This is a genomic window from Bacillus sp. 05T21 (genome assembly GCF_056396785.1).
Genome location: NZ_JBFTMD010000002.1, coordinates 626,133 through 641,178, shown reverse-complemented (window position 1 = coordinate 641,178; position 15,046 = coordinate 626,133). Strand labels below are relative to the sequence as shown.

The 15,046-nt window shown below is 35.4% G+C and carries 16 protein-coding genes and 1 pseudogene; 7 read left to right on the top strand and 10 right to left on the bottom strand.

Features of this window, described 5'->3' with window-relative positions; genetic code table 11:
- Nucleotides 1-98 precede the first annotated feature (98 nt).
- Both AC1DKZ_RS08305 and AC1DKZ_RS08300 read left to right on the top strand, forming a co-directional pair.
- On the top strand, nt 99-413 hold the full coding sequence (locus tag AC1DKZ_RS08305) for a PadR family transcriptional regulator (RefSeq protein WP_001078071.1): 315 nt from the start codon (nt 99-101) through the stop codon (nt 411-413).
- 16 nt (nt 414-429) lie between these two features.
- Nucleotides 430-1,041 carry a DUF2812 domain-containing protein gene (locus AC1DKZ_RS08300; protein WP_476995954.1) on the top strand — a complete coding sequence of 204 codons (612 nt, stop codon included), beginning with the start codon at nt 430-432 and terminating at the stop codon, nt 1,039-1,041.
- A gap of 113 nt (nt 1,042-1,154) precedes the next feature.
- Here AC1DKZ_RS08300 and AC1DKZ_RS08295 read toward each other — a convergent pair.
- Nucleotides 1,155-1,469 (bottom strand): annotated as a pseudogene (locus AC1DKZ_RS08295) (Tn3 family transposase); the annotation flags it as partial.
- A gap of 105 nt (nt 1,470-1,574) precedes the next feature.
- On the opposite strand from AC1DKZ_RS08295, the gene gad reads away from it, so the two are divergent.
- Nucleotides 1,575-3,044 (top strand): glutamate decarboxylase, encoded by a 1,470-nt coding sequence (gene gad, locus AC1DKZ_RS08290; RefSeq protein ID WP_016093168.1) that lies wholly within the window; start codon nt 1,575-1,577, stop codon nt 3,042-3,044.
- A gap of 147 nt (nt 3,045-3,191) precedes the next feature.
- On the opposite strand, the gene AC1DKZ_RS08285 is transcribed toward gad, so the two are convergent.
- The 3 genes from AC1DKZ_RS08285 to AC1DKZ_RS08275 all read right to left on the bottom strand — a co-directional run bounded on the left by AC1DKZ_RS08285 (nt 3,192) and on the right by AC1DKZ_RS08275 (nt 6,664).
- Complete coding sequence (locus tag AC1DKZ_RS08285) at nt 3,192-3,293, bottom strand: YjcZ family sporulation protein (protein WP_000505688.1); 102 nt, start codon at nt 3,291-3,293, stop codon at nt 3,192-3,194.
- Between the two features lie 219 nt (nt 3,294-3,512).
- Nucleotides 3,513-4,166 (bottom strand): DUF2306 domain-containing protein, encoded by a 654-nt coding sequence (locus AC1DKZ_RS08280; RefSeq protein WP_476995953.1) that lies wholly within the window; start codon nt 4,164-4,166, stop codon nt 3,513-3,515.
- Nucleotides 4,167-5,074: 908 nt separating this feature from the next.
- Entirely contained in the window at nt 5,075-6,664 is a 1,590-nt protein-coding gene (locus tag AC1DKZ_RS08275) for a bifunctional metallophosphatase/5'-nucleotidase (protein ID WP_476995952.1), read from the bottom strand.
- A gap of 781 nt (nt 6,665-7,445) precedes the next feature.
- Here AC1DKZ_RS08275 and AC1DKZ_RS08270 point away from each other — a divergent pair.
- The 3 genes from AC1DKZ_RS08270 (at nt 7,446) to AC1DKZ_RS08260 (ending at nt 9,513) form a co-directional block, all read left to right on the top strand.
- On the top strand, nt 7,446-8,102 hold the full coding sequence (locus tag AC1DKZ_RS08270; protein WP_002134754.1) for a uridine kinase family protein: 657 nt from the start codon (nt 7,446-7,448) through the stop codon (nt 8,100-8,102).
- 75 nt (nt 8,103-8,177) lie between these two features.
- A complete protein-coding gene (locus tag AC1DKZ_RS08265; RefSeq protein ID WP_001202613.1) occupies nt 8,178-8,615 on the top strand; it encodes an NUDIX hydrolase in 438 nt (145 codons plus the stop codon).
- 409 nt (nt 8,616-9,024) lie between these two features.
- Nucleotides 9,025-9,513 (top strand): hypothetical protein, encoded by a 489-nt coding sequence (locus tag AC1DKZ_RS08260; protein ID WP_476995951.1) that lies wholly within the window; start codon nt 9,025-9,027, stop codon nt 9,511-9,513.
- Between the two features lie 154 nt (nt 9,514-9,667).
- On the opposite strand, the gene AC1DKZ_RS08255 is transcribed toward AC1DKZ_RS08260, so the two are convergent.
- Nucleotides 9,668-9,784, bottom strand: a complete 117-nt coding sequence (locus AC1DKZ_RS08255) for a YjcZ family sporulation protein (RefSeq protein ID WP_002069235.1) — start codon at nt 9,782-9,784, stop codon at nt 9,668-9,670.
- Nucleotides 9,785-10,052: 268 nt separating this feature from the next.
- Nucleotides 10,053-10,523 (bottom strand): hypothetical protein, encoded by a 471-nt coding sequence (locus tag AC1DKZ_RS08250; RefSeq protein ID WP_476995950.1) that lies wholly within the window; start codon nt 10,521-10,523, stop codon nt 10,053-10,055.
- 203 nt (nt 10,524-10,726) lie between these two features.
- On the opposite strand from AC1DKZ_RS08250, the gene AC1DKZ_RS08245 reads away from it, so the two are divergent.
- Complete coding sequence (locus tag AC1DKZ_RS08245) at nt 10,727-11,038, top strand: YbjQ family protein (protein WP_000637510.1); 312 nt, start codon at nt 10,727-10,729, stop codon at nt 11,036-11,038.
- Nucleotides 11,039-11,579: 541 nt separating this feature from the next.
- Here the strand turns inward: AC1DKZ_RS08245 and AC1DKZ_RS08240 are convergent.
- From AC1DKZ_RS08240 to AC1DKZ_RS08225, 4 genes are all read right to left on the bottom strand, one after another.
- Entirely contained in the window at nt 11,580-11,885 is a 306-nt protein-coding gene (locus tag AC1DKZ_RS08240; protein WP_002188590.1) for a hypothetical protein, read from the bottom strand.
- A 55-nt stretch (nt 11,886-11,940) separates the two neighbouring features.
- Nucleotides 11,941-13,125: an MFS transporter gene (locus AC1DKZ_RS08235; RefSeq protein WP_476995949.1), complete on the bottom strand. Its 1,185-nt coding sequence runs from the start codon at nt 13,123-13,125 to the stop codon at nt 11,941-11,943.
- A gap of 76 nt (nt 13,126-13,201) precedes the next feature.
- Nucleotides 13,202-13,882, bottom strand: a complete 681-nt coding sequence (locus AC1DKZ_RS08230) for a FadR/GntR family transcriptional regulator (RefSeq protein WP_476995948.1) — start codon at nt 13,880-13,882, stop codon at nt 13,202-13,204.
- Nucleotides 13,883-14,042: 160 nt separating this feature from the next.
- Nucleotides 14,043-15,035, bottom strand: coding sequence for a zinc-dependent alcohol dehydrogenase family protein (locus tag AC1DKZ_RS08225; protein WP_476995947.1), 993 nt, complete (start codon nt 15,033-15,035; stop codon nt 14,043-14,045).
- Nucleotides 15,036-15,046: the final 11 nt, after the last annotated feature.

Below are 15,046 nucleotides of genomic sequence, written 5' to 3'. Positions count from 1 at the left end.
CCATGAAGGATCTAGGTTGTTTTTTTATACCTTAATTTGACATATACAGTCTAACTATATAGTTTGGCTATATATTTATCGTTACATTGGAGGTCTTTATGAATAGAGATAAAAATTTACCATTAACGGAAACGACGTATTACGTTCTTTTAGCTTTATTAGAGCCGGCTCATGGGTATTTAATTATGCAAAAGGTGGAGGAACTTAGTAATCATCAAGTGAAAATTGCGGCGGGTACATTGTATGGTGCGGTTGAAAATTTATTAAAGCAACAATTAATAGAATCCGTAAAAAGTGAAGATAAACGAAGAAAAGTGTATGTCATTACTGAGCGGGGGAAAGAAGTATTACATTTAGACTTTATGAGAATGCAGCACATTATTGGGGTTACAAAAAGCTTATTAAATGTATAGTTAGGGGGAAGCGAAGATGTGGAGATTGAAATTCTTTTTAGACTTTGAGAAAGAGGAAAAATGGTTAGAAGAGATGGCTTGGAAAGGCTATCAACTAAAAAGTAATACATTCGGTTATAAATTTAGAATCGCAGAACCGGAAGATACGACAATTAAAATAGATCATAGAATATTTAATAGAAGAAAAGATTTTATTAATTACTGTACATTATTTGAAGATAGTGGCTGGAAGCATATAGCCGGTAAATGGTGGTCTGGTACGCAATATTTTAAAAAGGTAGATGAGGAAAGTGAAGATGACATTTTCTCAGATCAAATGTCACGAGCAGGGAAGTACAAGCGTCTATCTAAGACATTTTTAGAATTGGCGATATGTTATTTGCCGCTGTTAATCCTATTTATGTTTAATAATACGGTTAATATAGGAGCGGTTATAAATCCAAGAGAACTGTACTTTACACCGGGGTTATGGGATAAGCAAGGCGCAGCATTTTTAGGATCATTCTTATTTGAAACACCATTTGCATTAATGAGGGGCATTTCATGGTTGTTTATCCCAGCTGCGATTGGTATGTTTTTCTTTTTTTCATATAAAGTAAATCGATTGTATGAAGAGAGAAAATACTAAGAGGACCCCCTTAAAGCCGATGCTTTGAGGGGGATTCTTTTGAATTTGTAAATGGTGTACTTGGTTAGCTTGATGGGCATGGGGTAGAGTCAGGAAAATGTGGATTTACAACACTAAGAAAGTTTCAATGGTCTTAGAGAATCTAATGAGACCACTTTTTCTGAATTAAAATGGTATTCTCCTAGTAAATTGATATGTTCCCAACCTAAAGATGACATATAATGCAATAAGTCCTCATTAAAACTACCTATCCGTCTTTGATATTTAACTGCTTTTGTTAGAAGTAAAGTATTCCAGATACTGATGGCATTGATAATTATGTTTAAGGCACTGGCCCTTTGCAATTGATGCTGTATGGTTTGTTCCCTAAGCTCACCTAGTTTTCCGAAGAAAATAGCTCTTGCAAGTCCATTCATGGCTTCTCCTTTAATTCGAATGGTGGCAGCACCTTTTATTAGAATTGTCCCCTTGGTGTAACAACTGCTTTTTTGTAAATAATATGTTTGTTAAACAATTAATTAAGGGGGACTTGTATGCCACAGGATCGAAAAGCAGAAGTTCAAAACGATGCATACGAAGGAAAAGAGATCATGCCAGATAATCCACAATATCTACCGCGTCACGTGCAAATGGAGCTGCCTCACGAATTTTCTGTAAATCCTTTGTTTGCCCGCGAAGGAGAATCAGTCGTTCCGCGCTTTCACATGCCTGATGAAGGCATGTTACCAGAAACAGCGTATCAAATCGTCCATGATGAAATTGCTCTTGATGGCAATGCTCGCTTGAATCTTGCAACATTCGTTAGCACATGGATGGAGCCTGCCGCAGAGCACTTATATGCCAAATCATTCGACAAGAACATGATTGACAAGGATGAATATCCACAGACAGCCGAAATTGAGGAGAGATGTGTCCGCATTTTAGCAAACCTCTGGCATTCGCCCACTCCCCTTACGACTATGGGCGTTTCAACAACTGGATCGTCGGAAGCATGTATGCTCGGGGGGCTTGCGTTAAAGAGACGCTGGCAAAATGCACGCAAAAGCGAAGGGAAGCCGGTGGATCGGCCCAATATTGTGTTTAGTTCTGCTGTTCAAGTCGTGTGGGAAAAATTCGCGAACTATTGGGAGGTTGAACCACGCTATGTGAAGGTTAGCCCAGAGCATCCCCGATTGGATCCTCAAGGGGTCCTCGCTGCCGTGGATGAAAATACGATTGGTGTGGTACCGATTCTCGGTGAGACTTATACCGGGATTTACGAACCGGTTGCCGCCATTGCGAAAGCGTTGGACGATTTGCAGGAGAGGACGGGCCTCGACATTCCCATGCATGTGGATGCAGCTTCGGGGGGATTTATAGCACCGTTTCTTCAACCAGATTTAGTCTGGGATTTTCAATTACCTAGGGTGAAGTCCATCAATGTATCCGGACATAAATATGGATTAGTCTACCCTGGGTTGGGTTGGATAATTTGGCGGGAAGCTGAAGATCTCCCTGAGGATCTAATCTTCCGCGTCTCCTATTTGGGCGGGAACATGCCGACTTTTGCCCTGAATTTCTCTCGTCCTGGCGCACAAGTACTCCTGCAATATTACAATTACCTGCGTTTGGGGAAAAGTGGGTACTATGATGTCCAAAGAGCTTCTCAGAAAGTCGCTCTTTTTCTTAGCAAGGCGATTCAGAATATGGAACCGTTCGAACTTTTGTCCGATGGTTCGGATATTCCGGTTTTCGCTTGGCGACTGAAAGATGGTTACACATTAAACTGGAATCTTTATGATTTATCTCGACAATTGCGTGTGTTTGGCTGGCAAGTACCCGCTTATCCATTGCCTCCAGATATGGAAGCGGTGACGATTATGCGCGTTGTGGTTCGAAATGGATTTTCCATGGATCTCGCGCATTTATTTTTGAGGAACCTCAAACAGACCGTTGCCTTTCTGGATTCCCTGGACGGGCCTATGCCACATGATACGAAATGTGATAATGGGTTTCATCACTAAATGAAAAAAGCCTAATTTCTTCACATTTAATTGAGAAATTAGGCTTTTTAATATTGAAATTTCCTTAACGTTGTAAATCAGCATTTTTCTGACGCTACCTCATAAAGAAAAGACACCCATATATGAGTGTCTTTTCTAATAGTTTGTTTAGCAGAAGCAGCTAGCTCCAACTATGATTAATAAAATAAATAATACAACTAATAAAGCAAAGCCGCCGCCACAACTACTACAACTACCACCAAAGCCCATAATAGTTCTTCCTCCTTTAGATAAGAGGGGAAAACAAGGTGTCACTCATGTATTTTAACGGATTCAATTTACTTTATGTTTTTACGCATGAATTGAGCAGGTCCTTTTGAAAATAAAAAAAAGACACTCTAAGGTGATCTTCTTATGTAGGGTGGGAAGACATCGGCCTTCCTTTCGGGTTGCCATCAAGGGATTCAGCCGATTTACGTATAAATTGCATCAAAAATGTAAATCAGCATTTTTCTGTTGTTGTCCTTTATTAAGACTTTGTCTTATAAATAATTCTGCAATGATTAAATTTGGCACCCACGCTAACCAAGCAATAACAGCATAGCTAAGTTCGAAATGCTTCAGTCCAAATAGCAATACAAATAAAGGTAGCCAAATTCTTAATGTAACTGCCGCAAAGGTTAAGGAATAATTTCTGATCATCCAATTCCGGTGGTCTTGAATTTTTTTATTCTTAACTCTGTTTAATGCTTGATATGCCGATGTTAGCCAAAATACGGATAACAAACCGAAACCAAGCTTTCCTACTAATCCTCCCGTAGCGTAAAAGGATAAATAAAGTCCTGAAACGCCGCCAAATAATACACCAATCATATAGATTTTTCCAATCATTCGATGGCGACTGATATTCTTTTCTCTAAATTTTGTGGATAATGTAAAAGGACCAATTACTAATGCTACTACACTAGTTGCAATATGTAGAAATAACATAATGTACCAAAACGCATTCATTTTAGATAGAAACATAAGCTTCATTTGGACAAACCCTGCTTGAAATCCATCCATAATAAAATATTGGAAAACAGCATAACCAGCTATTAAAATAGCTGAAAAAGTAAATATAAACCAAGTTTTTTTATTCATAATTTCACCACCTCCTTGCAACATTTAAGGGAGCTAGAACATATATTGCTGTTTATCTAGGGTTAAAAGAGAACTTAATTAACTTCTTTACTTCTTTTGGCAGGGCATCATGTTCAATCCAGTTTTCGACTAAGCTATTAAACAGTTCAGGATTTGCTAAAGAAATTCTGTGATTAATTTTAGAAATAATAACACTTAATTAATCATACAACAAAAAAGGAAGTTCTGGTGAATTTATCCATCTGCACCATATTTGTTATTAGCAATTATTTTCTCAATAATCAATTTAGGAGTAGGTGTCACGGTTCCAGTAATGACCGTAATAGTTATGCAAGCAGCAGGCCTATCTTATGCGAATATGGATGGGGCAACCTTAAATGTAAATTTACACTAGATAATTGCTCGTTTAGTAGGGGTACCACCTCATCGCCATCAAGTTAAAAAAATTAATTATCCCCCAAAACGAAAAAAAACGAGCTGAATTCACATAAATAATTGTAGAGAGATAAAAATTTCGTTCTGGGGGTACTATAAAATTTTAGCTTGATGGCGGATAGGGTACCACCAACAAAACGCGAATTTCGTACGCTAAGCAAAGTTTTTAAAAGAAAAAGCCATTTTTCTGAACATGTGAGAGTTATATAGTATTGTATGTGGAAAATATATCTAGATAATTCAAATCAGTTCAAATTAATGTAAACGTCAAATAACCCCAAAATAAACAATAAAAGTTGATTTTGGGGTTATTTTTTGTTGGCTTTACTTTTTTTCGGTACTTTGCATATCGATGGTAAATCCGTTGACCACGGTAGGACTTTATTTCAAACCCACACAAGAAAAATTAGATTACCTGCACACTAAAAAGTATAGCGAACAGGTAATCTAGGTATTTTGAGATTAATGAAAAACTAATTTGTTTTTTGAATTCTTCCATCAATAATAGGCTGAATTGGTTCTTTTGCTTGTTTTATATAATCTACTAATGCTTCAAAATCAGTTGGTCCTGTTTCAGCATCTTTCCCATTTTTAAAGGACACAAATCCATCTCCACCTGAAGCTAGAAATGCGTTCGCAACGACGCTGTAAGTTTTAGAAGGAATAATTTCTTCTCCATTTGTTAAGCGAATACTTGTGACTTTTTCTCCATTTGGCTTGTTCGCATCCCAAGTGTATTGGATCCCTGAAATTTGAAGCATTCTTGTTATGTCTTTTTGCCATTGTTGATTTAAAATATCACGAATGTCTTGACCCGTTAAATTAACTTTTATTAATTGATTTCCGAATGGTTGAATGCCATATACCTCTCCCCATGTAATATCACCAGCATCTAAGTCATTACGAATACCACCAGGGTTCATAAGAGCAATTTGGGATTGCATTGTTGCACGCTGAGCATCAGCGATTAAGTTGCCGAGAGTAGATTCACCAGCCGTATTTTGTTTTCGATCTAGTGGAGCTGTAGATTTACCAACAACCTCATTGACAAGAGGTGCGATTTTTTCTTGATATTTCTCCATCTTTTTCTTTATTTTTTTATCAGGCTCTATGCCTTCATGGTAGGTTGTAATAATTTCTGCTTTTTTCTCAACAATATCTTTTGTCTTACGATCAATCTTTACATCAACATCAGCAAAAGCCATTCCATAAGAATTTGCTTGTACGACAAGTTTATTATTAACAGTTCCATTTACATAGGTGTGGCTATGCCCCCCAAAAATAACATCGACTTCTGGATCAGTCTCATTTGCTAGTCGGACGAGATCACCATTTGTTACGCCGTTCTCATCTGTTGTACCTCCGTTATGTGCAAGAACAACGATAGATTTAACGCCAAGTTCTTTCAATTTCTTTACGGATTTGTTAATGGCTGCAACTTCATCTGTAATTTCTACATTCTTTAGCATAGTAGGCATAACAAGGTTAGGAACATCTGTTGTTACGACTCCGATAAAGCCAACAGGAACTCCTTGTACCTTTTTTATAGTAAATGGTGGTAAAAATAGACGACCGGTGGATTTATTATAGAAATTTGCGGCAACATATGGGAATTTTGCTCCTTTAAAATTGCCTGTTTTTTCATGGTATCCACCATAAATAAGGCGGTGCATTTCTTCAATACCTTCATCAAATTCATGATTTCCTATGGTTCCAACATCAAATTTTAAATCATTTAGAAATTCAATCGTGGGTTCGTCTTGTAATAATGCTGAAACAGGAGGACTTGCTCCAACAACATCGCCARCATGAACCTTTAATGTATTCGGATTTTGTTTTTCATGATGACGTAAATAAGCCGCTAAGTACTCGATTCCCCCTGCATCTTTATTGTTAATTTTCTTTACAGTGTCTAGTTGCCCATGAAAATCGTTAATACCGAGCATTTGTACATCTATGTAGCGGTTTGGTTCTGTAGTTACTTGAGCTGGAGGCGCAGCAAATACACTTGAAAAGGTAACTGTACTTAATGCTAAAGCAACTGGAATGATTTTTTTCAACATAAAATTTTCTCTCCCCTTATTACAATCTGACATCATATGATATAATCTGACATCATTCGATATAATTTTAATAGATTAAGAAGATTAATTCTATAAAAATTCTACTAATTATAAAAATTAATAAGATTTTATTGTTTTCCGACAAAAGACTCATTCCTCAAAAATGTGAAGGTGTTAAATACCAATTTTAGGTAGGAGATGAATATTGGTATGCGTGAGCCTACGTTTTTTTGATTAGGATATAAAGAAAAAGTGCCACCGGCACTCCAAACATATATATAATAAAAACGCACACCATTGGAGCCAATGGCATGCGCTACATAAATTGTTAGATATTCGCACACATCTGTTTTACAAACTATTCACAGGAAAACAGATTCATATGGATGAAATGACAGAATCAGAGTAAACGTAAAATAGGGTGAGTGCAAAATTATGGATGTTACTTTTACATTGTTCTTTGTGAGGTAGCCTTACACATCCATCAACTTAAGAAATTGGTAGTTCTCCAAAACGAAGAAAATAAGCTAAATTCTTATAAACAACTGTAAAATAATAAAATTTTCGTTTTGGGGACACTTCAAAATATTAGCTTGATGGACATGTGGTACTACCCCAAATAACAATAAAATCCTTCGGAAATTAATATAGTTTTTTTAAAATAGAGATGATATGATGGATAAAAATACCATTTTTTTGCTTCATGTATGATTTTACAGTAGGATACCTCTATATTAAAATGATATAAATAAAGGGATGTATTAGTAACAGGGGGAGAATAATGAAAAAGTTATTACAAGAAATTATAAATTGGATTAGTATGACCGATGAACAGATTGTTATTGGCATTTCAGGACACGGTGCTGCCGGAAAAACAACGTTCGCCAATAAGCTCATAAACCAATTAAATCAAAATAAAGTGAGTTATATTAATACAGATCCATACATTGTTAGTTCAAATGTACGAAAGTATACAAATATCCACTATACATATCAGAATGAAAATCATTATGATAAAATGACAGCTTGTCATCCATCAGCCCATCATTTGTCTGCGTTAGAAAGAGATATTCAAATGGTAAGAGCTGGTTTAGATTTTTATACAATAGATACACATTATATAAAAAGTGAGTTAATTTCTACGAAAAATAAGGTGACGATTGTAGAAGGAATGAGTGTCGCATTTATTAATCCAAATTTATTTGATTTGAAAATTTACTTCTATACAGATGGAGAAACAGAATTAATGAGAAGGTCTAGCCGTGATATTATTGAAAGAGGAGCCGATATTAATTACTTAAGGAAGTCTCATGAAGAACGTCGGATTCAGTATGAAGTGTTTATGCATCCATATAGTCAACGTTTTGACATTATTATCAAAAATTCCAATGAAACAATATGTTTAGAAAAAAATACATTTGAGTTTTATAAAGTTTAAATGCAAATACTTTATTTACTAAAATAGCAAGTTAGTGAATAAATTGTTCATATTTTTTCGGAAGGAGGTTAAGCAATGAGAGCACCGTATCAAGTATTGATATTTCCTTATATAAAAACTGACGATTCCATTCAATATGCCATTTTTAATCGAAGTGATTATGGTTATTGGCAAGGAATAGCTGGTGGTGGAGAAGATGGTGAGACTCCTATTGAATCAGCAAAACGAGAAGCGTTTGAAGAGGCTGGTATTACAAGAGAAAGTCCATATATAAAACTAGATTCTGTGTCTTCACTACCAGTAGAGGATGTAGTTGGTGAATTTCTTTGGGGCGAAGATGTTTATGTAATAAAAGAATTTTCTTTTGGAGTTAAAGTTCCTACAAAAAATATTAAATTATCTAAAGAACACTTCAATTATAAATGGCTGTGCTTTGAGGAAGCCGTAACGCTTTTAAAATGGGATAGTAACAAGACGGCTTTGTGGGAATTAAACAAAAGGCTGTTAAAATAATTAAAGTGTTAGTTAACAAAGCCGATCGTGGAGCGAGAATTAAACAACTTAAAAAAGCTTTGCTACATTACCTATGTAGCAAGGCTTTTTTCTTAGCGTACGAAATCGCGTTTTGTTGGCGGCACTCCGCTAAGAGCATGCAAGATTTTATACAATTTTTCTGCTAATCTAATAACAAACGAGAACCCTAAAATCGCGCTAGGATAGGAATGTATAAAAAAATGCATAGATCCATAGAACAAAAAAAGGAGATTTACTTGTGAGATTAGGGTTCCTCCTTATTCTTGCTACCAATAATGAGACGTTATGTTAACTAGGTTTGTATGCAGTATTCATTATGTTTAAATAATCGAATCATAGATAATAACCTATAATAATATTAAAGATTAAAAAAGTAGGTGAAAATCAAATGTTAAATGAAGGTGTAGGCGGATCATTAATCGCTTTTTCGGATTTATTTCTTGTTCACTGTCCTAGATGTAACAGCTGTTCTAGAATTTTTACTCTCAGCAATGCAAAAGGTCAGAATGAACCAAGGTATATAGGACACGAATCCAAGCGTTTAGTATGTAGTAAATGTGGGTTTATCAAAGATATACATCCAAAAAGAAGATGGGATAATCTGTGGGCATTTAGCCATGAACTATTTGATGAAAAACAAGGGATTGATTGGTACTTTGGTTTACCATTATATCTGCAAACACAGTGTTGTGGACATAATATATGGTTTTTTAATTTCGAGCATCTTTGCCATATAGAAGATTATATTAAAAAACATGTAAGACCTTCTGAATTATATTATTTGAGTATTGAAAGTAGGCTGCCAACATGGATGAAACTTTCAAAAAATAGAGAAGAAGTACTTAAAACGATAGAAAAATTAAAACAAAAAGTTTAACCTGCAATTTATTCTTGTTTTATTTTCTCTTCCTATATCGATAATTATGTAAATAAGCTGTCCATATGGGCAGCTTATTTTATCTTTTGTTTAGCACGGGGATTTTTTCATGAAGAAAAGACACCCATATAAGAGTGTCTTTTCCGATAGTTTTTTAGCAGAAGCAGCTAGCTCCAACTATGATTAATAAAATAAATAATACAACTAATAAAGCAAATCCTCCAGCGAAGCCGCCGCCGCCGCAACTACCACAACTACCACCAAAGCCCATAATAGTTCCTCCTTTAGATAAGAGGATAAAACAAGGGGTCACTCATGTATTTTAACGGGTTCACTTTACTTTATGTTTTTAAGCATGAATTGAGCAGGTCCTTTTGAAAATAAAGAAAAGACACCTTATAAGGTGTCTTCCTTCGACTTGAAACATTTTAAGTTTAATAATATACGGTCTCGCCACAGACCTATTAGGCTGGAATTTTATAGTGTTTCTGAACAAAATTTTGTGCTGATTTTGAATCCTTAAGTTGATGGGGATCCTTTTACGTTTTATCATTTTTAAAAAAATCCTTCATTATCTTAGCGTCTTTAATATTCACCGTCACACCTTCAACTTTATCTTTCTTCTCATCTTTAGCAATCGTAATTTGTTCCTTATTATCAACCCACACAAGAAACTCTTCTTTTGAGTCATCTTTATATGTAACGGTTATAGTAGAATGCGCAGATGCCCTCTTTTTTTGATCTAGTGTGATTGTTTTTGGTGTTCCGTTTTGGACTGCTGAAGCGATTGATTGTATCATTTCCTCGTTATCTGTTTGAGATTTGGAACTAGTATTACTTGTTGTTCTAAGCATCTCAATGTTGGTAATGTCTGCAGAGTTTAATTGAATGGCATTTTTCGTATTTTCTTGCTTAGTTTTTGGAGTATTATTTGTAGTAGAAGTGCTTGTACAACCTATTAAAGTGAAAGATAGAACACTTAGAGCACATATGTAAGTGATTTTTTTCATTTTATCTCCTCCTCTAATTTAATTATAACAATATTCTGTTAATTTAGGTAGTTATTGTAAGGAAAAGGTAGAATAATATTTCATCCTTACAAAATTGTCACATTCATGTAAGGTAATTCAATAGATTAGATACTTTTTCCATGTCATAATAAGGACATAAGAAAGCACATTAAAAACTACAACTTATTAGGAGAGTGTCAGTCATGATTGTAACAACAACGTCTGGAATCCAAGGTAAAGAAATTATTGAGTATATTGATATTGTAAATGGTGAAGCTATTATGGGTGCAAATATTGTTCGTGATTTATTTGCTTCAGTTCGTGATGTTGTCGGTGGCCGCGCTGGTTCTTATGAAAGCAAGCTAAAAGAAGCTCGTGATATCGCGATGGATGAAATGAAAGAACTTGCAAAACAAAAAGGTGCGAACGCTATCGTTGGTATTGACGTAGATTATGAAGTTGTTCGTGATGGAATGTTAATGGTTGCTGTAAGTGGTACAGCTGTACGTATATAATTAAATAAAAAACAGGCTCACCCCTTGAAGCGTATGCTTTGAGGGGATTTTTTTGTTTCATGATTAAAGTTAAAATGAAGAAGAGTGAACGGATTTTTATAAGTGGAAAAAATAAGATGAGGGCGAATGTACTAACTCGCTAAAATGATTAGTTGAAAAGTTATATTGTACATATGTTTAAAATGGGCAAAACGTTATTGTAAAAAATGCTAGGATTGCTCCTAGCATTTCGTGAGGGGGTATTGCACGGGAATTTAGATAATAAGCAGATGTACCCGCTTATTTCAAATGTAGTATATATTGTTTTCAAGGAGAAAAGTAAGAAATACAACAATCTTTATATATGTTTAACGAGAGTGTTAACTTTATGATAAATAATAAAATTGTTATTTGAGGTAAGGGGAGGGAAATCAATACAAAAGGTGTATAGGATATGAAAGGGAAGGGAAGGGAAGGGAAGGTGATAGTGTTGATGCAAAAATAAAGGACAGTACATATTGTATATGGCTACTATGTACTGTCCCCACTTATTTCTTTTGGATTATGAAAACTCATTACCTGTCTTGCTATAAATTTCATAGGCGAAATAACCAAATAAATAGCCTATTCCAGATCCTAAACTAATGGAAAGTAGTGAGGAATCCGGAAAAAACATACCGAAAATCAAACCAATCATACAGCCAACAAGCATTCCCATAGGTATGAAACTATCTAATAACAGTTGAGCTTTTTGAGATTTTTTCTTACCTAATTTTCCGTTCTTATATTTATGTTCCAATCTTTTAATTACAAATACTACAATTCCACCAACTATTACAACAGGCGCGATTGCCGAAATGAACCACATGTTAGAAGCTCCTTTCGTTTTTAATTAAATTATACCATATATTAACATTTTAAATTTAAGCGGAGACAAGATCTTCTGCATTTCTTTTCCTTTTATTCATGACTAAAGTTAATAGGAATAAAAGGAAGCTTAAAAGTGCCATTATAATAAAAACTTGCGTATAACCATCAAAATAGTCACGAGCGATTCCTGCTAAGACTGGAATAAATCCACCCATAATGTATCCTCCGGACTGCATCATAGCAGTCCATGCACTCGCATCTTCTGAAGTTTTTGTTTCATATAGCGGTAGCATGAGAGCGAGTGGGAATACGCCGCCGAGCCCGATACCTAGTAAAATAGAAGGGATCAATGGTGTAGTTAGTGGGTAAATCATAAGCGATAAACCTACGAGTAGGAAGCATATACTCCCTAATAACCAAAGTGCTCGGTTTTTATAAATATCCGCTAATGTTGGAATTAAAAAGCTGCATATCATTTGAACAACTGTAAAAACAGTTATGAGAGTACCAGCTTGTTCGCTACTGACACCCATACTTTGATTTGCTGGCGCAAGCCAAGTAGTAATAGAATAAAAGATTCCTGATTGTAGTCCGAAAAAGATTGTAAACAACCATGCTTTTTTATTTCTTAAAGGTAAACTATTATTCTTTTTATCTTGTGTGCTCGTATTCTTTTTTCGTTTCATAACCGGATACCAAAATATAATAGCGATAATAGTAAGTACACCCCAAAAAGCGAGTGCCATATTCCAATCGTCTTTTAATACATGTTGTAAAGGAATCGTTAATCCTGCACTTAAAGAAGCGCCAGTTCCCATGCCTACTGAATATATTCCAATCATTAAGCCGATTTTCGTAGGGAATTTTTCTTTAATAAAACCTGATAGTAACGGACCTGCAAGTGCAATTCCAATGCCGATAAATAAAGAGCTCGCGAATAATGTGGAAATGGAAGAGGTAAAAGCCCTCATACATGTAGCAAAGCCAATTAAAATAAGACAAGCCATAATTGCTTTTTCTGCCCCATATTTTTTAATTACCTTCCCAGTCAGTAAGGCGAATGTCCCCATACAAAAAACAGGAATAGCTGTTAAAAAACTAACGGAAAAATTGCTTATATTTAAGTCTTGTCGGATGGTTTCTAATAAAGGTGAAATAGATGTAATTCCGATACGTAAATTAATGGAAACAAAAAATAGTGCTAGTATATACAAATAAGTTCGTCCTTGATGTTTCAATTTGATTTTCTCCTCTCATAAACATCAGATGTTATTGAGTACATCATCTGATGTTTAAGTGTAATATATAAGGAGCTTATTTCAGCTCCAAATTTTGAACGGCGTATGTTCGTGCCTCTTCGGCATTTTGTTTTAAAATGGCTTGGAATAATTTTCCATGAATTTCAGAGTTATCTTCATAGTTCACTGTATTTAATATTAATTGGCTTAAAATGTGGCGAAGGGCAGGTACGAAAGATTGATACAAATCAAGTAGAACTTCGTTTTTGCTCGCCTTTGCAACTGCTAGATGAAACTGAATGTCTGCATCTATGTATGCTACATAATTTCCTTCTTGAAGGGCATTTTTTCGTTTATTCAAATGTCCTTTTAAGTATAAAAGATCCTCTTCACTTCGGCGCTGTGCCGCTAACATAGCTACTTCTTTATCTAACATATTTCTTGCTTCATACACATGATTAATATTAGCTGCTTGCAATCGTTTTTCAAATGAATCTTGTGTTGTATTTAGTGAGACAATACGAGTACCTTGTCCTTGTCGAACTTCTAAGATGCCGGCATGTACTAATATCTTTATGCTTTCTCGCAGCGTCGAACGCCCTACACCTAACTCTTCCATTAATTGCGGCTCTGTAGGGAGGCGATCACCAACTTCATACTCGCCAGAAAAGATTTTTTCTTGTAAACGTTCCAACACCTCATCGACTAATTTCCGCCGAGAAACTTTTGAAAAAGATTTCTTTTCGTTTATATTCATCTGCTCATCTCCTGTTATATACGCTTTTATGATAACCAATTTAAGTTCTGTTGACAATGTTATTTTTTAGGTAGTTGAAATGGGATACTAAAATAGGGTTTATAAGACATAAAAAAATTTATTTTGAAAAAATCAATCAAAATAGATCCTTCAATTGTATTTAATAACTCGTCAAAAACACTTTCCCTTTCGTTTTCTCAGCAGACTGCACGACATCAACCGCCGTTTTCACATCCGCTAAGTCATACGTAGAATGTACTTTCATAAAACGTAATTGCTTATTTTCCACTAAGCGAATTAAGTGACGAAACGTTTCTTGCCATTTATATGGTGACACTTCTGTATTCCAATGTCGTAAATGAAATATGTTCGCGTGCACTTTTGCTTTCGTGACAATCTCTGACCAGTTTACTTGTATACCTGATAGAAGGCCGATAGTTAAAAAGCGCCCATTTGGACGTAAGGAGAAAGCTAATTCATTTCCATCCGGTCCCCCGATAGAATCAATCGCTGCATCTGCACCAAGCCCGTTTGTTAACTCCATAACTGTTTCATAAAGCGGGGCAGTGGAAGTATCTATTACATATTCAGCACCGAGGCGCAGTAATTCTTCTGTATGCTTATTATTTCTCGTAACTGCAATTAATCGGAAGTTTAAAATTTGTGATAACTGTGCAAAAAGATGACCAATAGCGGATCCACAAGCATTTACTAATAAAACGTCATTCTGTTTTAAGTTTAGCGTTTCTGTGCATGTGACCCACGCCGTAAGGGGATTAATATACATTTGTGCCGCTGTAAAATCATCAATGGAATCAGGAATAGGGACTACAAAGTCAGCTGATGTTGTAACGAACTCTTGCCAAGTACCTTCTCCGCGTAAAGGCAATACGCGTTTACCGATAAGGTCTCTAGTAACGCCCGTACCTACATCTTCTACAATACCAACACCTTCATAACCAGGTATGTTAGGTAACGGAATTCTATGAGCGTACGCTCCGGTTATGGGAATTAAGTCAGATGGATTAATCGGTCTAACTAACATACGAACTAAAACTTCATTATCTTTTAATGGTTCTATATTTTTATATTCAACTTGTAATACATCTTTTGGGTTACCAAACTTGTGAAATTGAATGTGTTTTCCGTGCAAGATAAATGTTC

Excerpts from the sequence above, each read along its gene's own strand:
- AC1DKZ_RS08280 (WP_476995953.1), bottom strand. The coding sequence starts at position 4,166 with ATGAATAAAAAAACTTGGTTTATATTTACTTTTTCAGCTATTTTAATA.
- AC1DKZ_RS08230 (WP_476995948.1), bottom strand. The coding sequence starts at position 13,882 with ATGAATATAAACGAAAAGAAATCTTTTTCAAAAGTTTCTCGGCGGAAA.
- AC1DKZ_RS08260 (WP_476995951.1), top strand. The coding sequence starts at position 9,025 with ATGTTAAATGAAGGTGTAGGCGGATCATTAATCGCTTTTTCGGATTTA.
- AC1DKZ_RS08305 (WP_001078071.1), top strand. The coding sequence starts at position 99 with ATGAATAGAGATAAAAATTTACCATTAACGGAAACGACGTATTACGTT.
- AC1DKZ_RS08250 (WP_476995950.1), bottom strand. The coding sequence starts at position 10,523 with ATGAAAAAAATCACTTACATATGTGCTCTAAGTGTTCTATCTTTCACT.
- AC1DKZ_RS08300 (WP_476995954.1), top strand. The coding sequence starts at position 430 with ATGTGGAGATTGAAATTCTTTTTAGACTTTGAGAAAGAGGAAAAATGG.
- AC1DKZ_RS08285 (WP_000505688.1), bottom strand. The coding sequence starts at position 3,293 with ATGGGCTTTGGTGGTAGTTGTAGTAGTTGTGGCGGCGGCTTTGCTTTA.
- AC1DKZ_RS08240 (WP_002188590.1), bottom strand. The coding sequence starts at position 11,885 with ATGTGGTTCATTTCGGCAATCGCGCCTGTTGTAATAGTTGGTGGAATT.
- AC1DKZ_RS08255 (WP_002069235.1), bottom strand. The coding sequence starts at position 9,784 with ATGGGCTTTGGTGGTAGTTGTGGTAGTTGCGGCGGCGGCGGCTTCGCT.
- AC1DKZ_RS08245 (WP_000637510.1), top strand. The coding sequence starts at position 10,727 with ATGATTGTAACAACAACGTCTGGAATCCAAGGTAAAGAAATTATTGAG.
- AC1DKZ_RS08270 (WP_002134754.1), top strand. The coding sequence starts at position 7,446 with ATGAAAAAGTTATTACAAGAAATTATAAATTGGATTAGTATGACCGAT.
- AC1DKZ_RS08265 (WP_001202613.1), top strand. The coding sequence starts at position 8,178 with ATGAGAGCACCGTATCAAGTATTGATATTTCCTTATATAAAAACTGAC.
- gad (WP_016093168.1), top strand. The coding sequence starts at position 1,575 with ATGCCACAGGATCGAAAAGCAGAAGTTCAAAACGATGCATACGAAGGA.